The organism is Halomonas fontilapidosi (assembly GCF_014192285.1).
Classification (GTDB): Bacteria; Pseudomonadota; Gammaproteobacteria; order Pseudomonadales; family Halomonadaceae; genus Halomonas; species Halomonas fontilapidosi.
Genome location: NZ_JACHXQ010000004.1, coordinates 1 through 20,496 on the forward strand (window position 1 = coordinate 1; position 20,496 = coordinate 20,496).

At 63.2% G+C, this 20,496-nt stretch carries 13 protein-coding genes and 1 tRNA gene; 8 read left to right on the forward strand and 6 right to left on the reverse strand.

The features are described 5' to 3' along the window. Positions 1 to 131 precede the first annotated feature (131 nt). Positions 132 to 2,192 carry a DNA helicase Rep gene (gene rep, locus FHR95_RS07420; protein WP_183313929.1) on the forward strand — a complete coding sequence of 687 codons (2,061 nt, stop codon included), beginning with the start codon at positions 132 to 134 and terminating at the stop codon, positions 2,190 to 2,192. A gap of 189 nt (positions 2,193 to 2,381) precedes the next feature. Here the strand turns inward: rep and FHR95_RS07425 are convergent, their stop codons facing one another. Next, positions 2,382 to 3,257: a c-type cytochrome gene (locus tag FHR95_RS07425; protein WP_343065196.1), complete on the reverse strand. Its 876-nt coding sequence runs from the start codon at positions 3,255 to 3,257 to the stop codon at positions 2,382 to 2,384. A 223-nt stretch (positions 3,258 to 3,480) separates the two neighbouring features. Here FHR95_RS07425 and FHR95_RS07430 point away from each other — a divergent pair. From FHR95_RS07430 to FHR95_RS07440, 3 genes are all read left to right on the forward strand, one after another. Next, a tRNA-Arg gene (locus FHR95_RS07430) sits at positions 3,481 to 3,557 on the forward strand. 155 nt (positions 3,558 to 3,712) lie between these two features. Next, a complete protein-coding gene (locus tag FHR95_RS07435) occupies positions 3,713 to 6,508 on the forward strand; it encodes a hybrid sensor histidine kinase/response regulator (RefSeq protein ID WP_183313930.1) in 2,796 nt (931 codons plus the stop codon). Beyond that, positions 6,498 to 8,660, forward strand: coding sequence for an EAL domain-containing protein (locus FHR95_RS07440; protein ID WP_183313931.1), 2,163 nt, complete (start codon positions 6,498 to 6,500; stop codon positions 8,658 to 8,660). The genes FHR95_RS07435 and FHR95_RS07440 overlap by 11 nt, the downstream gene beginning before the upstream one ends. Before the next feature lie 74 nt (positions 8,661 to 8,734). Here the strand turns inward: FHR95_RS07440 and FHR95_RS07445 are convergent, their stop codons facing one another. From FHR95_RS07445 to putA, 5 genes are all read right to left on the reverse strand, one after another. Then, positions 8,735 to 9,205, reverse strand: a complete 471-nt coding sequence (locus FHR95_RS07445; protein WP_183313932.1) for a hypothetical protein — start codon at positions 9,203 to 9,205, stop codon at positions 8,735 to 8,737. Between the two features lie 236 nt (positions 9,206 to 9,441). Further along, the gene (gene thpD, locus FHR95_RS07450) at positions 9,442 to 10,425 is read right to left on the reverse strand and encodes an ectoine hydroxylase (RefSeq protein ID WP_183313933.1); all 984 of its coding nucleotides are present in this window, start codon (positions 10,423 to 10,425) and stop codon (positions 9,442 to 9,444) included. 120 nt (positions 10,426 to 10,545) lie between these two features. Further along, entirely contained in the window at positions 10,546 to 11,022 is a 477-nt protein-coding gene (locus FHR95_RS07455; protein WP_183313934.1) for a hypothetical protein, read from the reverse strand. A 217-nt stretch (positions 11,023 to 11,239) separates the two neighbouring features. Beyond that, complete coding sequence (locus tag FHR95_RS07460) at positions 11,240 to 12,220, reverse strand: 2-hydroxyacid dehydrogenase (protein ID WP_183313935.1); 981 nt, start codon at positions 12,218 to 12,220, stop codon at positions 11,240 to 11,242. A gap of 159 nt (positions 12,221 to 12,379) precedes the next feature. Beyond that, positions 12,380 to 16,057 (reverse strand): bifunctional proline dehydrogenase/L-glutamate gamma-semialdehyde dehydrogenase PutA, encoded by a 3,678-nt coding sequence (gene putA, locus FHR95_RS07465; protein WP_183313936.1) that lies wholly within the window; start codon positions 16,055 to 16,057, stop codon positions 12,380 to 12,382. 333 nt (positions 16,058 to 16,390) lie between these two features. Between putA and FHR95_RS07470 the strand changes: the two genes are divergently transcribed. The 4 genes from FHR95_RS07470 to FHR95_RS07485 all read left to right on the forward strand — a co-directional run bounded on the left by FHR95_RS07470 (position 16,391) and on the right by FHR95_RS07485 (position 20,473). After that, complete coding sequence (locus FHR95_RS07470) at positions 16,391 to 16,765, forward strand: Rieske 2Fe-2S domain-containing protein (protein ID WP_183313937.1); 375 nt, start codon at positions 16,391 to 16,393, stop codon at positions 16,763 to 16,765. 254 nt (positions 16,766 to 17,019) lie between these two features. Next, positions 17,020 to 17,793, forward strand: coding sequence for a MauE/DoxX family redox-associated membrane protein (locus FHR95_RS07475; protein WP_183313938.1), 774 nt, complete (start codon positions 17,020 to 17,022; stop codon positions 17,791 to 17,793). A 367-nt stretch (positions 17,794 to 18,160) separates the two neighbouring features. Then, positions 18,161 to 19,300 (forward strand): choline metabolism transcriptional regulator GbdR, encoded by a 1,140-nt coding sequence (gene gbdR / locus FHR95_RS07480; RefSeq protein ID WP_040183538.1) that lies wholly within the window; start codon positions 18,161 to 18,163, stop codon positions 19,298 to 19,300. Positions 19,301 to 19,495: 195 nt separating this feature from the next. Then, positions 19,496 to 20,473 (forward strand): dipeptidase, encoded by a 978-nt coding sequence (locus tag FHR95_RS07485; RefSeq protein ID WP_183313939.1) that lies wholly within the window; start codon positions 19,496 to 19,498, stop codon positions 20,471 to 20,473. Positions 20,474 to 20,496 lie beyond the last annotated feature (23 nt).

The following is a 20,496-nucleotide window of genomic DNA, read 5'->3' on the forward strand; positions in this document are numbered from 1 at the left end:
TGATAGCCCCTCGCTCCCTGATCCGAAGGCATTAAGGACAACCGCATGCAGTAGAGACAACCGAACCCTTGACGGGTCAATCCATACCAGGAGCGCAGCTCGCTGCGCGAACGTGGAGGAAGGCGATACCGATGTCCATCCAGCAGCGCCTCAACGGCCTCAACTCCCGCCAGCAGGAGGCCGTGCGCTACATCGACGGCCCCTGCCTGGTGCTGGCCGGGGCGGGCTCCGGCAAGACCAGCGTGATCACCACCAAGATCGCCTATCTGGTGCAGGAGTGCGGCATGAGCGCCCGGCGCATTGCCGCGGTGACCTTCACCAACAAGGCCGCCCGCGAGATGAAGGAGCGCGTGGGCAGCATGCTCAAGGGCAAGGAGGGGCACGGGCTGACCGTCTCCACCTTCCATACCCTGGGCCTCAACATCATCCGCGGCGAGCTCAAGGCGCTGGGCTACCGGCCGGGTTTCTCGCTGTTCGACCCGGAGGATGCCAAGGCACTGCTGCGCGACCTGATGAACAAGGACGCCCAGGTCGACGCTGATCAGATCAACGCCGTGCAGCACCAGATCTCCCAGTGGAAGAACGACCTGGTGCTGCCCGGCCAGGCCCTCTCGCATGCCGCGGACGACGATGAGCAGTACGCTGCACGGGTCTTTGAAGCCTATGTGCGCCACCTCAAGGCCTACAATGCCGTGGACTTCGATGACCTGATCCTGCTGCCGGTGGTGCTGCTGCGTGACGATCCCGAGGCACTGGCCCGCTGGCGGCGCAAGATCCACTACATGCTGGTGGACGAGTACCAGGACACCAACATCAGCCAGTACCTGCTGGTGCGGCTGCTGATGGGCGAACGCTCGACCTTCACCGTGGTGGGCGATGACGACCAGTCGATCTATGCCTGGCGCGGGGCGCGCCCCGAGAACCTGGTCACCCTGGGCGAGGACTTCCCGCGTCTCAAGGTGATCAAGCTGGAGCAGAACTACCGCTCCACCGGCACCATCCTGCGCGCCGCCAATACGTTGATTGCCAACAACCCCCACGTCTACGACAAGACCCTGTGGTCGGAGATGGGCGAGGGCGCGGCGATACGCGTGGTGGTCAACCGCCACGAGGAGGCCGAGGCCGAGCGCGTGGCCAGCGAGATCCTCACCCGGCGCATCAAGGAGCGGGCCGAATGGCGTGACTTCGCGGTGCTCTACCGTGGCAACTTTCAGGCCCGGCTGCTGGAGCTCAAGCTGCAGCACTATCAGATTCCCTACAAGCTCTCTGGCGGCACCTCCTTCTTCTCGCGCAACGAGATCAAGGACGCCATGGCCTACCTGCGGCTGCTGATCAATCCGGCCGACGACAACGCCTTCCTGCGCATCGTCAACGTGCCGCGCCGCGAGATCGGTCCCAGCACCCTGGAGAAGCTGGCCAACTATGCCAACGACCAGGCCTCCGGGCGCAATATCTCGCTGTTCGCCGCCTGCCATGAGCTGGGTTTGGAGCAGCTGTTGCCCGCACGCGCGATGGAGCGGCTGTCGCGCTTCACCCACTTCATCGACGGAGTCAGGCGGCGCATGGACCAGGGTGATGCCATCGATGCCATACGCGGCATGCTGCACGAGATGGACTATGAAGCCTGGCTCTACCAGAACGCCAGTGCGCCGACCATCGCCGAGCGGCGCATGGCCAACGTCTGGCTGCTGGTCGACCAGCTCGAGAAGTCCATGGACCGTGACCCCGAGGACACGGCCAGCACAGAGACCGAGACCGATGACGTGGAAGCCGCCATCTCGCGACTGGTACTGCGTGACATCCTCGAACAGCAGGCCGAGGAGGACGACTCCGATCGCGTCCAGCTGCTGACCATGCATGCCTCAAAGGGCCTGGAGTTTCCCCACGTCTACCTGATGGGCCTGGAGGAGGAGCTGCTGCCCCATCGTAACGCCATCGAGGTGGGCACGGTGGAAGAAGAGCGTCGTCTGGCCTACGTGGGCATCACCCGGGCGCGCCGCACCCTGACCCTGACGCTGGCGCGCCAGCGCAAGACCTACGGCGAGCTGATGGACTGCACACCCAGCCGCTTCCTCGATGAGCTACCGGAGGGTGATCTCGAGTGGGAGGGTCGTGCTGATCGTGAGGATCCGGAGAAGAAGCAGGCGCGCGGGCAGGACGCCATCGCCGGGCTGCGCTCTTTATTGGGCTGAAGGCTCTTTACTGGGCTGAAGGCTTTCCATTGGGCTGGGCGCTCACTGCTGGGCCAACGGTGTTTTGAGCTTTGCCTCCTCCGGTAGCAATGCCGGTGGTGGACTCAGGCAGCTCCGCTCACTCATCGAGTGACCCAACGCAGCGGGGCGCCCGTGGGCGCCCCGTGTGTTTTTCCTGTCGCCGGAAGCTTACTGCACCGGCTCGACCAGATAGTCGGTAGCGGCCTTCACCTCGTCATCGGAGAGGTTGGGGTTGCCGCCCTTGGCTGGCATGGCGTTGAAACCATTGATGGAGTGCGCGTAGAGGGTTTCCATGCCTTTTGGCATGCGGTCTGCCCATTGGTCAGCGTTGCCGCGCACCGGGGCCCCAGCGGCGCCAGTCTCATGGCAGGCCATGCAGATCTGGTTGTAGATCGCCTCGCCATCAATGCCGGCATGGGCCGGTGCATCGCTCATGGCGGCGTCTTGCTCGTCGCCGGAGGCGGCATCCTGCTCGGCGGTAGCAGCTTGCTCTTCGCTGGAGGAGGTATCTTCCGCGTCGGCGGCTGCTTGCTCTTCACCGGAAGCTGCGGCTTGCTCGTCGGCGCTGGCAGCGGCGTCGCCACCGGCTTCCGGCACATCCATCACTGGCTCGACCAGATAAGCCGTTGCCGCTCTCATCTCTGCGTCGGAGAGGTTGGGGTTGCCGCCGCGCGCGGGCATGGCGTTAAAGCCATTGATAGAGTGGCTCAGCAGGGTTTCGAAGCCCTTGCCGGTGCGCTCGTTCCAGGCATCTTCGTTGCCGCGCACGGGGGCGCCGGCGGCACCGGTCTCATGGCAGGCCATGCAGACATTGTTGTAGATGCCAGCGCCATCGATGTCGCCGCCGCCTCCATCGGAGGTGTCAGCGCCGCCGCCGCTCGCCGCCATGGCAGTGCCGCAGTCCTCGCCCTGCAGGCAGAGTTCCCCGACCGGCTTCAGGCGTTCTGCGATAGCCTCACGCTGTGCGTCGTCTTGTGCCATGGCCACGCCTGCGGTCAGGCCCAGGGTGGCCAGACACCCTATAATCAGCTTGCTGGATTTCACTCTCACCACCTCTCGACGGTCCTGTCTTCGGAAACACGCTCGGCATCACGTCAGCCGGTGGACACCATGGCGCGCATGACTGCCGGTCAGTATACCGGCATCACTAACGCCTGGAAAATGCCCACGACTCATACCATGGCGGGGGGCGAGCGGGATAGCCGCTGGACAGCGCCAGGGCTGGCGGGTACGATGTCGACCGCCTGGCACCCATCGCCAGGCGTTCGCGCCCGTAGCTCAGTTGGATAGAGTATCGGCCTCCGAAGCCGAGGGTCGCAGGTTCGAATCCTGCCGGGCGCGCCACGAATTTCAGGGCCTGCGACGATGTCGTGGGCCCTTTTCGCGTCTGGCGGCCACGCTTTAGGTATACGCTTTCAAGGAGATGGAGCTGTCCATTGAACCGGGCTTTACGTTGCGTGATAGTGGGTCGATGCCCAACGATCACGGAGATTGACGCGATGCCCGATGATCCCGGCAGAGGTGGCCATTCCCTGCATCAGGCTCATGAGCTGCTCAGCTTCCACCTCGACAACCTGCCCTTGGCCGTCATCGAATGGGACAGCGACTTTCGCATCGCGCGCTGGTCGAGGCAGGCCGAAATCCTGTTCGGCTGGCCGGCCAAGGCGGTTGTCGGTCTACACCCCTTCGACTTTGGCTTTGTTCATCCGGAGGACGTCGAGTCTGTCGGTGAGGTCATTCGACGACTCCTCGGCGGAACCGAGCCACAGCACGTCTCGACCAATCGCAACCTGACCCGGGATGGGACCCTGATCGAATGTGAATGGCACAATTCCATCCAGCTCGATGATCAGGGAAGCGTGGTCTCGGTGCTCTCGGTGGTGAATGACGTCACCGAGCGCAATGCCACCGAACGGCGTAATCGCGAGTTGCTGGCCCGTGAGCAGGCCCTGACGTCGCAGTTCCGCGCCATCTTCGAATCCGCCCCTGGCCTGTATCTGGTCCTGAATGCCGACGATTACCGGATCGTCGGGGTCAGCGATGCCTATCTGCAGACGACCTACACGGACCGCGAGGCCATCCTCGGGCGCTACCTGTTCGACGTTTTTCCCGTGACGCCCGACCAGTCGAATGCGGCCGGGTTCGAGGAACTGATCGCTTCGCTGGAGCGCGTCAAGCGCTATGGCCAACCCGATGTCATGCCGGTCCTGCGCTACCCGATTCCCAATCCCGAGACGGGCGACTTCGAGGAGCGCTACTGGAGCCCTATCAATGTCCCGGTCTTCGATGAGCACCATCAACTGTCACTGATTCTGCACCGTACCGAGGACGTGACCGAGTATCTCGACGAAGCGCTGGTCATCGAACCGACGCACATGGAGCTGATCGCCCGTTCCCGTGAACTCAAGACTCTCCTTGAGCGTTATCGCAGCAGCGAAGAGCGCTGGCGCCGCCTCTTCGCCGAGGCCGCGACGGGGATCGTGCAGGCCGATACCACAGGGCGCTTCCTGTATGCCAATCAGGCCTTTTGCGACATGCTGGGCTATACCGAGGCGTCCCTGACCTCCACCGATTTCCTTTCCCTGACGCATCCCGACGACAGGCCGGCCAATCTCGATAAGCTGGCGCGTTTGCTGGCCGGCGAGATGAACGGCTTTATCATCGAGAAGCGCATGCTGGATCGCCAGGGTGGGATCGTCTGGTGTCGAAACAGTGTCTCCGCTCAGCGCGATATTCACGGCACGATCGTCAGCCTGGTGGCTGTGATCGAGGATATCACCGCCCAGCATGAGGCGGAGACGCGGCAGGTGTCACTGGCGCAGCGACTGACCCGAAGTCTCGAGAACATGAGCGATGCCTTCTTCCTGCTCGACGAAGAGTGGCGCTTCTCCTACCTCAACCAGCAGGCGGAGCGCGTGCTGGAAAGATCCGCCGAGGCACTTCTGGGTCGCAGCATCTGGGACGCCTTTCCCGAGGCCAGGGAGAGCGAGGCCTGGACCTGTTACCGGGCCGCGGTTGAAACCGGTGAGTCGAAGCACGTCACCTTCTACTATCCGCCCCTGGCCCAGTGGTTCGAGGTCAACGCCTATCCGGGTGAGGAGGGCCTGGCCGTCTATTTTCGAACCGTCACCGAGAAAAAACGCCTCGAAGCGCAGCTTCAGGAAGCCCATCGCATGGAAGCCATCGGCCACCTGACAGGGGGCCTGGCACACGACTTCAACAATCTGCTGACCGTGATGATGGGCAATGCCGACCTGCTCAGCGAGGCACTCTCGGAAGACGCTCGGCTCAGTCCGCTGATCCAGGCCGTCGTTGACAGCGCCCAGCGAGGTGCCGACCTGACCCAGCGGCTGCTCGCCTTCGCTCGTCGACAGGCGCTGGATCCGCAACCCACCGACATTAACCGCTTGATCCGTAAGCTGAGCGAGTTGCTGCGGCGAACCCTGGGCGAGCAGATCGAACTGAATTTTCATCCCGGGAGCGACCTCTGGTCGGCCAATATCGATCCCTCGCAGCTCGAGAGTGCGATCCTCAACCTCTCCATCAACGCCCGTGATGCCATGCCCGATGGCGGGCACTTGACCATCGAGACCCGCAATGTCTCGCTCCCGGCCCAGTACACCGACGATTATCTCGAGCTGGCGCCGGGTGACTATGTCTGTATCGCGGTAACCGATACCGGCAGGGGCATTCCGGAGGCTATCCGGCATCGGGTCTTCGAGCCCTTCTTCACCACCAAGGAGAAGGGCAAGGGAACGGGGCTGGGCCTGAGTATGGTGTTCGGTTTCCTCAAGCAGTCCGCCGGGCACGTCAACCTTTACTCCGAAGCGGATGAAGGCACGACCATCAAGCTCTATCTGCCGCGCATTCGACAAGCCGCGGTGGGTCCCCGACCTGCTCCAGCGGAAGAGGCGCGTCTTCGGGGGAGCGAGACACTGCTGGTGGTCGAGGATGATGCCATGGTCAGAGGGTATGTCGTGGCACAACTGGAGGCGGCAGGGTATGGTGTGCGCCAGGCGAAGGATGGTTCGAGTGCCCTGGCCATGCTTGCCGCTGATACCGCTATCGTGCTGCTCTTTACCGATGTCATGATGCCAGGGGGCATGACGGGCAGAGAGCTGGCCATTGCCGCACGCGGGCTCAGGCCCGAGCTCAAGGTGGTCTATACCTCCGGCTATACCGAGAATGCCATCGTCCACGACGGCAGGTTGGATGAGGGCGTCCGATTCCTCGGCAAGCCCTATCGCCCCGCCGCCCTGTTGAGAATGATCAGAGAGACCCTGGATGAAGACTGACCCATGGGACAGGGGGAAGTCGCCGCGCCTGCTGATCCTCGACGACGAGGCCATGACGGGCGAGACCATTTCCCGTATTGCCGAGTTCGCCGGCTTCGAGGCGCGACACATCACCTCACCCGCCGCCTTTTTCGAGGAGGCGATGCACTGGCATCCGGATATCCTGGCGCTTGACCTGATCATGCCGGAGATGGACGGTGTGGAGGTGATGGCCGAACTGGCCAGGCGGGGCTGTCGGGCACGCTTGATCCTCACCAGCGGCGTAGGCAGCCGGGTCATGGATGCCGCCGCGCGCTCGGCAAGCGAGCACGGCCTGGATATCGTCGGGGTGATTGCCAAGCCCTTTTCGGCTTCCGCTTTTCGCGAACTGCTCCACAAGGCCTCCGAAAAGGACGAGGAGCCGCCCGTCGGTGACTCGCCTGTCGAGATATCTTCCGCTGGGGATGCCAGTGTCGAGGATCTGGAAGAGGCGCTGAACTTTGGTCAGATCGAGATGGCCTACCAACCCAAGGTGCGTTGCCACACCGGCACCATCGTGGGCTTCGAGGCATTGGCTCGCTGGCACCATTCTCGGCTGGGTTTCGTGCCGCCCGACATCTTCATCCCGCTGGCCGAAGCCCATGGTTTGATCGATCGTCTCACTCTGCAGGTGAGCGAAAAGGCCCTCGACTGGCTAGCCGAGATGTCATCGGATGCAACGGCCAAACGTGTCGGGCAGCATGTCCTTCAGGACATGCTGCTATCGCTGAACATCTCCGCTCGCTCTCTGGGCAACAACGCCCTGTTCGATGCCATCCTCCAGTGCTGTCGTGAGCATGGAATCAATCCCGAGCGCATCGTGCTCGAGCTCACCGAGTCCAGCGCCATGCAGGATGCCACCACCTCGCTGGATACTCTGACTCGGCTGCGCCTGCAGGGCTTTCAGCTCTCCATCGATGACTTCGGCACCGGCTATTCCTCGATGGTGCAACTGGTGCGATTGCCTTTCACCGAGATCAAGGTCGACAAGCGTTTCGTGATGACGGCCCCGACGTCGGAAGAGTCGCGGGCGGTGATCAGATCAGTAGTGGAACTTGGTCGTAGCCTGGGGTTGAGCACCACCGCCGAGGGTGTCGAGGACCAGGAGACGCTGGGTTACCTCGATGAACTGGAATGCGATCTGGCCCAGGGCTATCTGATCTCGCGCCCCCTGGCGCCGGACGCCGTCCTTGACTGGTTCGCTGCCCGCGAGGCACAGCGAGAGGAGCGCCGGCTGGCGGCGCTGAGCTGCCTTGGCCTGCTGGACACCCCCGCCGAGGCGCGCTTCGACCGTCTTACCCGGCTGGGGCGTCGGCTCTTCGGCGTTTCCACTGTGCTGATCAGCCTGCTGGATCGTGACCGCCAATGGTTTAAGTCCCGGCAGGGCCTCGATGTCACGGAGACCTCACGTGACATCGCCTTCTGTCACAAGGCGCTGGAGCGCGATGAGCAGATGGTGGTGCGCGATGCCCGTGCTCACCCCCTCTTCCATGACTATCCCGGCGTCATTGGCGCCCCCTTCATACGCTTCTATGCCGGGCGGCCTCTTTACCTTCGTGGCGGCGAGAAGGTCGGCACCCTCTGCCTGGTGGATACCGAGCCTCGGGCCTTCGGAGAAAAGGATGCCGAGATGCTCGATGATCTGGCCAGCATGGTCGAGAATGAACTGGCGCTTTCCGCCCAGGATGGCCATGATCTTTGCACGGGACTGCTCAGCCGCACGAGCTTCCGTGATCAGGCCGAAGCGGCCTGCCAGTTGGGGCGTCGGCTTGGCCTTTCCATGGCACTGGTATCGGCGAGACTCGACGAACTCTCCCTCATCAACAAGCGCTTCGGGCGCGACACTGGCGACCGGCAGTTGCAGCACTTGGCCCGCCTGATGCTGGAAGTGGCCGAGGATGCCGATCTGACCGGCCGCTACCGTGCCACCGAGGTCACCGCCCTGTTGATGGGTGCCGATCTCGACAAGGCAAGGCAGGTCGCTGAGCGACTGCGTCGAGCCGTCGGACGCAGTAATGATGCCCAGGCTCCCGGTCAAGCGCGACTCTCGCCAAGCATCCGAGTGGCGGAGCTTGCGCCCGATGAAAGGCCCTTCGAGCAGCGCCTGGAAGAGGCCTGGCAGTTCCTTAGTTGAGCCTCGGCGCCTTTTGGGCGCACCTCGCGAGCGTGGCGGGGTTTCAAGAATCGACAAGACGCTTTGCACGTTTCTCAAGCCAACCTGTCGCTGAGGCAGGAGGCATTCGGACACGCGGAGGCGTCCCCGAAGTGCTGACAGATCAGCGTCTCCTCCCAGGTATCCCAGACTTCCTCGAGCACCCGGCAGGCATTGATTTTCTGTTCGATGACATCGTGGAGTAGTACGTGAAGGTCCGGCGTGCCGCATGAATCCAGCATCAACTGATAGAACTGCCAGTCGCCATATGAAGCCGCCAACGCTTGACCGAGCGTCAACTGTGCGACGTCATTATCGGCGACGAAGAAATGCTGTCGACGCTGCTGTGCTTCCAGGTCGTGAGGCACCGCTGGAGTGCTCAGTTTTCCCGCCAGACCCAGGCCTTCAGCCATGGCCACCAGGTGCTCCAGCCGTTGCTCGCAATCGATGCCGAATGCCTTCATTAGTCGGCTGATGCAGGGGAAGTGGGGCAGAAAGCTCAGCGCAAACCCGCGATAGCGATGCATCTCTTCCGTTTCGTGGACCTGAGCCAGGCGGAACTCTTCCTCGGGGAGACAGCAACGAATCGGGCTATCCAGTATGAAATCAGACATGTCACATCACCTCTTCCCATAGGGGCTTTCCTGAGCACGATGACCGATGTGGGCGAGAAGCAACCCGAGCCTGTGCAAGGAAATTTTTTCCATCCGACACGACGCTCCAAGAGGGCCTTTCACCAGGAGCAGTCCTTCCCGTTATCCGGTCAGGGTGTCCAGCGTTCTTCGGGCTCATGGGCCAGGAAGCGTGGGCGGGGCTTGGCGGCAGCGAATGGCTTATGGCAACGATTATCGACCCGGTTATAGACGAAGAAGACGTTGCTTCGTGGATCCGGTGACATGTTGGCATTGGAGGCATGCAGCACGTTGCAATCGAAGAGCAGCAGGCCGCCGGCATCTCCTGTTGCCGCCTCGATACCGCCGGCCCTAGTGATCAGTTCCGCCAAGGCCTCCTGGCTGGGCACGCCGACTTCCTGGTGCTTGAGAGAATTTCGATAGTTGTCCTCTGGTGTTTCTCCCACGCAAGGCACGAAAGTATTCTGAGACCCGGGTACCAACATCAGAGGGCCGTTGAAGTGGTGATTGTCGGTGAGGATCAGCGAGGCGCTGACGGCATGCATCTTGGGAATGCCGTCTTCCGCATGCCAGGTCTCGAAGTCCGAATGCCAGTTGAACCCCTTGCCGGCAAAGCCAGGCTTGTAGTTGATGCGGGATTGATGAATATAGGATTTGTTGCCGAGGATCTGGCGGACACGCTCGGTCAGGCGTTCGTCGTGTGCTAGAGCATTCAGCCGTTCGGAAAGAAAATGCACAGCGAACAGGGAGCGTATCTCCTTACCCTGTGGCTCAGTGATGCTGAAGTCCCGCCCTATGTACTCTTTTTGCACCATGAGGCGGCGCATTTCTTCCCGCAGGGCCTCGAGTTCTTCTCCCTCGATGAAATGAGGCAGGAAAATAAAACCCTTCTCCTCGAATTCATCGAGCTGACGCTGGGTAAGAGGGCCAGGGTAGTCCCGGCCCTTGACGACGGGCTCACGACGCTCGATCAACTTCTGTTCGGGTGCATAGGTAAAGCGCGTGGGATAGGGATCTGGCACCTGGGTATCCGTCGCCCCGATTCCCGGGAGGTCCGAGGTTTCCGTCAGTTGTTTACGGGTAGAGACCTCAAGGGAGGATCTTGTCATTGTCATCGTGATGGTCTCCTTTGCGGAGTGAAGTCACTAGAAACGTTTGGCCTATCAGGCATGGCACGTGCCCCGGGGCCGCGGCGCGTATTGGTATATCCTTTATGTGTCAGTGGCCGGACAGACTCAGCGCTCTCTTAGCTCTTTGATGATTTGATAGGCACAGTGCTTCTGTTCGACAAACTGTCTGAGCAGGTCAGCCATTGCTGGGGTGCTGCAAGATGTCAACAGCAGCTCCTGGAAGTTCAGGGAATGATCCGCCACTGACAGGGCTTGCGAGAGCACCTGCTGAGCCTTGTCGTCATTGACGACGAAGGTATGTTGTCGACGTATCTCGGCAGGAATGGCGTTATGGGCTTCGCCGACCCTCACTCCGTCGGATATCTGCATCGATGTTGCCGTGCTGGCCAGCCTCTCGAGGCGTTTCTCGCACTCCTTGGACAGTTCTCCCATCACGCCACTCATGGCGGGATCGAGCGTCAGGAAACTTAGCTGAAAACCGCGGAAATGATGCTTCTGCTGGGTCTCATGATCAGCGGCCAGTATCAACTGCTCTTCCGGCAACAAGCTGTAAATCCGGCTGTTCGGGATGGCCTGTGGCATTGTCGTTGTCCCCCGTATTGCCTGCTTCATGTGCGGGCCCTACGTCGGGACTATAGCGCTGGGCTACGGAAGGGAAATTATGGTGGGTTAATGACAATGAGAAATAATCTGAGAAGAGCGATTTGATTGATTCAGATCAATACACAGCGACATGTGACGACCACAACGGTCAGGCATTTCAACTCTTGCCTCGCCGACATGATGTGGCCTGTCGGGGTCAGCCGCCCCTCAAGGCAACATCGTTGACCAGATCGATCGGCCGTTCGCCCTTGAGCGCCAGGATCAGGTTGTCCACGGCGCGCTGGGCCATGGCGGTGCGCGTCTCGTGGGTCGCCGAGCCAATGTGCGGTAGGGCCACCACGTTGGTCATGTGTGGCAACGGAGACTCCGGCGAGAGCGGCTCCTGCTCGAAGACGTCAAGGCCGGCGGCGCGAATGCGCCCCATCTCCAGCGCCTCGATGAGTGCGGCCTCGTTGACGACCTTGCCGCGGGCGATGTTGACGAAGATCGCCGATGGCTTCATCAGGGCAAACTCTCGCTCGCCGATCAGGTGCTCGGTCTTGGGGGTGAGGGGCACGGTGACACAGACGAAGTCGGATTCGGCAAGCAGCCTGTCCATCTCGCGCCGCTCCGCCCCCAGTTCGCGCTCGAGCTCGGGCTTGGGGGAGGCATTCGAGTAGAGGACGCGCATGCCGAAGCCTAGGGCGCCGCGCCGGGCCACGGCGGCGCCGATGCGCCCGAAGCCGATCAGCCCCAGGGTCTTGCCATGCACGTCGCTGCCGAAGTGTTCGGGACCGATCCCGGCGTTCCAGTCACCGCGCTTGACCAGGTCGGCCAGCTCCAGGGCGCGCCGGGCGGCGGCCATGATCAGCAGGAAGCCGGTGTCGGCGGTGGTCTCGGTGAGCACGTCGGGGGTATTGCATAGCAGGATGCCGCGGCGGGTCAGCGCCTCTACTGGGTAGTTGTCGTAGCCCACCGAGATGGTGGCGATGGCTTCGAGCCGGGGCGCGGCATCGAGCAGCTCGGGCGTGATGGCCAGGCCGGCGCCGATCAGTCCGTGGGCGTGGGGTAGTGCGGCCCGGAAGGCCGGGTCGTCGGCGGAGGCCAGGCCGGGAAAGGTCTGGACCTCGACGTCTTGGCCAAGCTGAGCCAGTTGCTCATCATTCAGGCGGCCATAGGCGAGGATGCGCTTCTTCATGGTTCAGGCTCCTTTAGGCGCTAGGCAGGGCGTCGAGTGCGCGGGTTCTTGCGCTAACGCCTCTTGCGACGTTGGCATAAAAAAGCGAACCGCCCCTGTCATCCTGAAGGGACGGTTCGCGGTACCAAACAGCAGTGCCTTCCAGCAGTGCCTTCGAAGCTATTCGGCCGTCGCCAACAGGCTGGCATTGCCACCCGCGGCGGTGGTGTCGATGCACAAATGACGTTCCACCACGTAGCGTTCCGGTGCGACGGTCTGGGTCTCTAGCGATACGATGGCCCCGTCGCGCTTGGCGAGTGCCACCCGCAACCCATGAGTCCAGTCGCTGGCACCGGCCGCCGCCACGGCCTCGATGCCCTTGAGCGAGGTCAGCGTTTCGGCCTCGACGCTGCCCTCGAGCGCGGCGACAGGTGCCCCGGCGTCACTCAGTGGCTGCACGGCCTGCCTTGCCCCCGGTGCGACGACCACCGCCGGGCAGCCCGCTCCGAGTGCCTGCGCCGCCTGGGCGATGGCGATATCCAGAGTTGGCCCGAGGCACAGCACCGGCCCCTTGGGATAGAGCGCCAGGCGGTTGCTTTCGCCCGTCGGCCCCGGCAGCGTCTGCGGTGTCATATCCATGGCCGCGGTCTCGGCAAGCGCCTTGCGGACCACGCCACCCTTGCCGGAGAGCGCCTTGCGTAGCACCTCGACACGATTGGGTCGCGCCGCCCAGTTGCGTGGATCCAGGCCATCGAGGGCCGACTGAAGATCACCCAAGGTCACGGCATTCCCCTTCGGCGCCTCGTGGCGCTCCTCTTTGGCGGTGCGGCGGAAGCGGTTGACATAGAGGGGGCCGCCGGCCTTGGGCCCGGTGCCCGAGAGGCCCTCGCCGCCAAAGGGCTGGGAGCCGACGATAGCGCCGATCTGGTTGCGGTTGACGTAGACATTGCCGACATGGACGCGTTCGACGATCTGCTGCACGCGGTCGTCAATCCGCGTATGCAGGCCGAAGGTCAGGCCGTAGCCCCTGTCATTGATGGCGTCGACCACCTTGTCGATGTCGCGCGCCTTGAAGGTGGCCACATGCAGGACCGGGCCGAAGATCTCTCGCTCGAGATCCTCGATGCCCCCGACCTTGACCACGGCCGGGGTGACGAACGTGCCCTCGTCCGGTGCCGGCAATGTTTTCAATACCTTGCCGGCCTTTTGCTGCGCCGCGACATAGGCGCTGATATCGGCCTGGGCCTCGGCGTCGATCACCGGCGAGACGTCGGTATCAGTATTCCAAGGGTCGCCGATGGTGAGCGCGTCCATGGCCCCATCAAGCATGTTGAGCAGCCGGTCGCGCGCTTCTTCCTGGACGTACAGCATCCGCAGCGCCGAACAGCGCTGGCCGGCCGACTGGAAGGACGAGATCAGGATGTCGCGCACCGCCTGCTCGGTCAGCGCCGTCGAGTCCACGATCATGGCGTTGAGCCCGCCGGTTTCGGCGATCAGCACCGCATCCGGGCCGGCGTTCTGGGCCAGCGCCTTGTGGATGATCTGCGCCACCTCGGTCGAGCCGGTGAAGCAGACACCGGCGATTCGCGAATCGCTGGTCAGCGGCCCGCCTACCGTCGGCCCGTCGCCGGGCAGCAGTTGCAGCGCCGCTTCCGGCAGGCCGGCCTCGCGCATCAGCTCGACGGCCCGGGCGGCGATCATTGGCGTCTGCTCGGCGGGCTTGGCGAGCACCGCATTGCCGGCCCCCAGTGCGGCCGCGATCTGGCCGGTGAAGATGGCCAGCGGAAAGTTCCAGGGGCTGATGCAAACGAAGATGCCGCGGGCGCTGCCGGGCTCTTCCGCGTCCAGCCGTTCGCTCTCGTTGGCATAGAAGCGCAGGAAGTCCACCGCCTCGCGAACCTCGGCGATGCCATCGAACATCATCTTGCCGGCTTCGCGCGTCGCGATTACGGTCAGCTCGGCGATGTGCTGCTCGTAGAGGTCAGCGGTCTTGCGCAGGACCTCGGCCCGCTCTGCCACCGGCCTTGCCGACCAGTCGCGAAAGCCGTCTTCAGCGGCGTCCAGTGCGGCCGCTACCTCGTCCGCGGTCGCCTCATGCACCTTGCCTACCACTCGCGAACCGTCGGCGGGCGATACGGCATCGCGGCCAGCCCCCTGGGGCGCCGGGTTGCCTGCCAGCATGGGGCCGGCGGTCCAGGTGGCGTCGGCGAACTCTTCCCGTGCCTTCAGTAGAGGCAGGATCGACGCGGGTTCGTTGATCCGATACCCCCGCGAGTTCTTGCGCTCGGGGGCGAAGAGGTCAGGCGGCTGGCGGATCGAGGGACTGGGGATGGCGTCCAGGCGCTGCATCTCGGCCACGGGGTCCTTGGAGACATCGCTCGGCGGAATCGTGTCGTCCACCACCTGGTTGACGAAGGAGGAGTTGGCGCCGTTCTCGAGCAGGCGGCGCACCAGGTAGGCCAGCAGGTCACGGTGTGCGCCGACGGGGGCATAGATACGGCAGTGCGTGCTCTCCGACTGCTTGACGATCTGATGCAATGACTCGCCCATGCCGTGCAGGCGCTGGAACTCGTAGCTGTCCTTGTCGTCGCCTGCCATGGCCACCACGGCGGCGCAGGTATGGGCATTGTGGGTCGCGAACTGCGGATAGATACGGTCACGCCGGTCGAGCAGCAGCTGTGCGCAGGCCATGTAGCTGACATCGGTATTGACCTTGCGGGTGAAGACCGGGAAGGTCTCGACCCCCATCTCCTGAGAGAGCTTGATCTCGGTATCCCAGTAGGCGCCCTTGACCAGCCGCACCATGATCTTGCGGTCGAAACGTTCGGCGAGCTCGTAGAGCGTCTCGATCATCGGCGCGGCGCGACGTCCGTAGGCCTGCACCACGACCCCGAAGCCGTCCCAGCCGTCGAGGCTGGGATCGGACATCAGGGCCTCGATCACGTCGAGCGACAGGTCCAGCCGGTCCTGCTCCTCGGCATCGATGTTGAAGCCGATATTGGCCTTGGCCGCCTGCTTGACCAGTTCCTTCGCGCGCGGCACGAGTTCGGCCATGACCGTGTCGCGGTGGCTGTATTCATAGCGCGGATGCAGCGCCGAGAGCTTCACGGAGATCCCTGGGCTTCCGCGCACGTCACCCTTGGCCTGCTTGGCGATCGCCGTGATCGCCTTGGCGTAGGCCTCGTGGTAGCGCACGGCATCCTCGTCGGTGCGCGCCGCCTCACCCAGCATGTCGTAGGAGTAGGTGTACCCCTGCTTCTCGAGTTCGCGGGCATTCTTCATGCCCTCCTCGATGGTCTGGCCGAGCACGAACTGGCGACCGAGGATCTTCATCGACTGGCCGACCGCCTTGCGTACCACCGGCTCCCCCATGCGGCGCACCAGACCGCGCAGCGCCCGCGCCGGCCCCTTGGGATCCTCATCCAGTACCTTGCCGGTCAGCATCAGCGCCCAGGTCGAAGCGTTGACCATCGACGACGAGGACTTGCCCAGGTGCGCACCCCAGTCGGACGGCTCGATCTTGTCATGAATGAGGTCGTCGATGGTTTCTGCATCGGGCACGCGCAACAGCGCTTCCGCCAGGCACATCAGGCCGACGCCCTCGGCGGTGGAGAGCCCGTATTCGGCCAGGAATGCCTCCATCATCGAGGGCGACTTTTCCTTGCGCACACGCTCAACATACTTGGCCCCGACGGCTGCCACCTTCTCGCGGTCCTTTTCGGAGAGCTTGATACGCTCGACGAGACCGTTCAGTACATCGGCCTCAGCGGCGGCATAGTTGGCGCGGATGCGCGAGCGAAGCTCGCTCACGTCACTGTTCAGATCAAAGTTCGTCAGGTGAAGGTTGGCTTCATTCATGTTCGGTACCTTTTTGCTTCTCGTAACGCACCGCCGATGCTCAGGCCTGGATGCAATGATTATTTTTTTTAAGTCATCCCTATAGCGTAGGCGTCCTGGCCGGAATTGCGCTTACGGTCTGTGGGTAGACAATCAACGCACGACCCACATAGGTGTTGTAGACGGGCTCGATCACCGGGAGAGAACCGGGCTGGCCGGCTACCCAGCCGCTCGCCGGACGCACCATCGGCATATGTCGCTAAGTGAGCCGCCCTCCCGGGCCCGCGTTGACAGGCTGTTGAGCGACTGGTTTCATTTGAAACCGAATCCGCGAACGCCCCTATGGAGTGCCCCGTGTCCCAAGCCTGGCAACAGTACCGCAGCGCCCCCGCCCCCGGCACTCGCGTGGTCGAAGTCGACGCCCTGCCCACGCAAGGGCATCTCGGCCTGATGCTGGAAGGCGAGCGAGGCCGCTTTCCGCTGCTGGTGGTGCGCCTCGGCGACGGCGCGGTCAGGGCCTACGTCAACGCCTGCCCCCACCAGTTCCTGCCCCTGGATCAGCGTGGCAAGCGAATACTTAGCGAAGACGGCGAGCAGCTGCGCTGCACCAACCACGACGCCGCCTTCTCCGCGCGTACCGGCGAGGGCACCGGTGGCCTGGGGCTCGGCTGCGCCCTGGATCGGGTTCCCCTGCGCGAGGAAGGCGGCTGGCTGGTGATCGGCGACTGACGTCCAGGTGTCGAACTATCGACGCCGACCTCGATGCCCATCGCCTTGAGGTGCCTGGCATGGCCATCGAAGCCGCCGCACAGCGAATTCGTGTAGTGGATGGCATCGGCGAGCATGTCCTTGACCCTTGGGTAACACCAGGGGTCTAGGCTGTAGGGTAAAGGGAAGGAGAACGGCCAGTGTCAGGGCGTGTCTGTCGGCTGGGTCCTGCAGGCCTCGCGTTCCATCCTGTTACCGCCAGGAGGTTGATGACCATGAGCACCGCCACGTCGGCATCTTCTGCACAGCACGAAACGGCTCGCGTCTATCGCATGAAAACGCAAGAGCACCTCTGCCCGTTCGGCATGAAGACCGTGGATCTTCTCAAGCGCAAGGGCTATGAGGTAGACGACCATCCTCTCACCTCGCGAGACGCCATCGAGCAATTCAAGGAGCAGGCCGGGGTCGATACGACGCCTCAGGTCTATATCGGCGATACGCGCATCGGCGGCTACGAAGAGGTTCGCGACTATCTGGGATTGAGCGTGCCGGGCGAGAAAGAGACCTCCTATCAGCCAGTTATCGCTATTTTCGTCACCTCTCTGATGATCGGTCTGGCGGTCAGCTGGGCGGCCAGCGGTACGCTCGTCTCGTTGCGCATGCCGGAGTACGCGATCGCCACGGCGATGACCCTGCTGGGGCTCCAGAAACTGCAGGATGTCGAGAGCTTTAGCACCATGTTCCTCAACTATGACCTGCTCGCCCAGCGGCATGTCCGCTATGGCTACGTCTATCCTTTCGCCGAGACTCTGGCCGGCCTGCTGATGCTGGCTGGCGCCTTGATATGGCTCGCCGCCCCCTTGGCGCTGTTCATCGGCACGGTGGGCGCGATCTCGGTCTTCAAGGCCGTCTATATCGACAAGCGTGAGCTGAAGTGCGCCTGCGTGGGGGGCAACAGCAATGTGCCGCTGGGGTTCGTGTCCTTGAGCGAGAACCTGATCATGATGGCCATGGGGATCTGGATGCCGATTAAACCGTTCATTCTGTGACGTCGCGGCACCCGGCATGACGAGCGCTTGAGCGCAGGATCGCCGCTCTCCGCCGGGAGCGGCGATCCTCAGCACAACTGCCACGATCCGGGCCGGCATCACCCCGTTTTCCTGCAGTGCTGAGCCTCGATCAGCTGCTGGTGGCCAGTACCATGCCTGTCAGCGACACCCCTCTCCCTAAGCGCGACAGCATTGTCGTCATCATCTGGCGTCCTAGCGGTTGTTGGGTAATTGTGACATGCCAGATCACGACGCCTTGCGGTACCTTTCGAGACAGACTTGCCTGATCACGACAGCTAAACCCCAGCGGGCGTCCTGATACCGACATAACAACAACCTGTGTAAGACCCCGTAAAGGAGTCCCCCCATGACGACCCCTTCCCAGGCGCCGAAAAAGTCAGCGGCCCCCCAGGCCATCGGCTTCCTGCTGCTGGAAAACTTCACCCTCTTCTCGCTGGCCTCGGCCATCGAACCGCTGCGCATGGCCAACCAGTTGGCCGGGCGGGAGCTCTATCGCTGGTTCACTTTGAGCCTCGACGGCGAGCCGATCTCTGCCAGCGATGGCCTCAAGGTCACGCCGGATACGGCGATCACCGTGCCGCTGGCGCTGGACATGGTGGTGGTCTGCGGCGGGGTGGGGCCGGCGCGCGCGGTGCAGCGCGAGCATGTCGCCTGGCTGCAAGGCCAGGCACGCCTGTCGCGTCGGCTGGGCGGTATCTGCACCGGCAGCTGGGCGCTGGCCAAGGCGGGGTTGCTGGATGGCTACGAGGCGAGTGTTCACTGGGAGTGCCTGGCCGCCATGCAGGAGTCCTTCCCCCGCGCCCTGCTGACCACCCGGCTGTTCTCCATCGACCGTGAAAGGGCCACCGCCTCGGGAGGGACCGCGCCCCTCGACATGATGCTCACCCTGATCGGACGCGACCATGGCCGCGAGCTCGCGGCGGGCATTTCCGAGATGTTCATCTGTGATCGCGTGCGCGGCGAGCAGGACCAGCAGCGCGTGCCGCTCAAGCATATCCTCGGTACGACCCAGCCCAAGCTGCTGGAGATCGTGGCCCTCATGGAGGCCAACCTGGAGGAGCCCATCGGGCTCGAGGAACTGGCGGCCTATGTCGATGTGTCGCGCCGTCAGCTGGAACGGCTCTTCCAGCGATATTTGCTCTGCTCGCCGTCGCGCTACTACCTCAAGCTGCGGCTGACACGCGCCCGACAGCTGCTCAAGCAGACCTCGATCTCGATCATCGAGGTGGCCTCTGCCTGCGGCTTCGTCTCCACCCCGCACTTCTCGAAGTGCTACCGCGAGTTCTTCGGCCAGCCACCACGGGACGAGCGACTGGGCGCAAGCGCGATCCGGTTGCCGGTGCCGCGGGCCTGTGACGAGGTGGGCGCCAATCTGGAGCTGCTGACCTTCGAGGCCTATCCGGTCGAGCCCGTCTCCGCGGCCATGATGGCTCTCGACCAGGCGCGTGGCGAGCCGACCTACGCCAGCGTCCTGCTGCACTCCTGACCCTTGCCTTACCGATACTTCCTGCCGACCTGATCAGCATGCCGGCCCCTTCCGGGGCCGGCATGCTTTTGTGGCCCGTCGTGGCCACGACAGACATGACGTTTTTGGAATTCTCGTCGTCGCTTCCAGGCGCCGAGCCGGGGTGGGCCAGCGCTATGCTGCCGTCGAGTCGAACACACCCCCGGAGCGGCAACCATGACCCCAAGAGAGCTGCACGACGACGCCATCGTCATCGATGGCCTGATCATCGCCAAGTGGAACCGCGAGTTGTTCGAGGACATGCGGCGCGGTGGCCTGACGGCGGCCAACTGCACGGTGTCCGTCTGGGAAGGGTTCCAGGCCACCGTCGACAATATCGTCAGGTCCAATCAGCTGATGGCCGAGTGCAGCGACCTGGTGCGCCCGGTGCGTACCACCGCCGACATCACTCGGGCCAAGGAAGAGGGCAAGACCGGCATCCTCTACGGGTTCCAGAACGCCCATGCCTTCGAGGACCAGATCGGCTATGTCGAGGTCTTCAAGCAGCTCGGCGTGGGGATCGTGCAGATGTGCTACAACACCCAGAACCTGGTCGGCACCGGCTGCTATGAGCGCGACGGTGGGCTTTCCGGTTTCGGTCGCGAGATCGTTGCCGAGATGAATCGCGTCGGCATCATGTGTGACCTCTCCCACGTCGGCGAGACCACCTCCCGGGAGGTCATCGAGACCTCTGAGAAGCCGGTTTGTTACTCCCACTGCCTGCCCTCCGGCCTCAAGGAACACCCGCGCAACAAGTCCGACGCCGAGCTCAAGTTCATCGCCGACCGCGGCGGCTTCGTCGGCGTGACCATGTTCACTCCCTTCCTGCGCGCCGGCATCGACGCCACCGTTGACGACTACGTCGAGGCCATCGAGTACGTGATGAACATCGTCGGTGAAGACGCCATCGGCATCGGCACCGACTTCACCCAGGGGCATGGCCAGGACTTCTTCGAGTGGCTCACCCACGACAAGGGCTACGCCCGTCGGCTGACCCGCTTCGGCAAGATCATCAATCCCGAGGGCATCCGCACCATCGGCGAGTTTCCCAACCTCACCGAGGCGCTGCTGCGTCGCGGCTTTAGCGAATCCCAGGTGCGCAAGATCATGGGCGACAACTGGGTACGCGTCCTCCGCGATGTGTGGGGCGTCTGACGGCGCGCAGTCCGCAGCCCAAT

Coding starts and splice junctions, on each gene's coding strand:
- rep (WP_183313929.1), top strand. CDS start 132: ATGTCCATCCAGCAGCGCCTCAACGGCCTCAACTCCCGCCAGCAGGAG.
- FHR95_RS07435 (WP_183313930.1), top strand. CDS start 3,713: ATGCCCGATGATCCCGGCAGAGGTGGCCATTCCCTGCATCAGGCTCAT.
- FHR95_RS07440 (WP_183313931.1), top strand. CDS start 6,498: ATGAAGACTGACCCATGGGACAGGGGGAAGTCGCCGCGCCTGCTGATC.
- FHR95_RS07445 (WP_183313932.1), bottom strand. CDS start 9,205: ATGCATCGCTATCGCGGGTTTGCGCTGAGCTTTCTGCCCCACTTCCCC.
- thpD (WP_183313933.1), bottom strand. CDS start 10,425: ATGACAATGACAAGATCCTCCCTTGAGGTCTCTACCCGTAAACAACTG.
- FHR95_RS07455 (WP_183313934.1), bottom strand. CDS start 11,022: ATGCCACAGGCCATCCCGAACAGCCGGATTTACAGCTTGTTGCCGGAA.
- FHR95_RS07460 (WP_183313935.1), bottom strand. CDS start 12,220: ATGAAGAAGCGCATCCTCGCCTATGGCCGCCTGAATGATGAGCAACTG.
- putA (WP_183313936.1), bottom strand. CDS start 16,057: ATGAATGAAGCCAACCTTCACCTGACGAACTTTGATCTGAACAGTGAC.
- FHR95_RS07475 (WP_183313938.1), top strand. CDS start 17,020: ATGAGCACCGCCACGTCGGCATCTTCTGCACAGCACGAAACGGCTCGC.
- gbdR (WP_040183538.1), top strand. CDS start 18,161: ATGACGACCCCTTCCCAGGCGCCGAAAAAGTCAGCGGCCCCCCAGGCC.
- FHR95_RS07485 (WP_183313939.1), top strand. CDS start 19,496: ATGACCCCAAGAGAGCTGCACGACGACGCCATCGTCATCGATGGCCTG.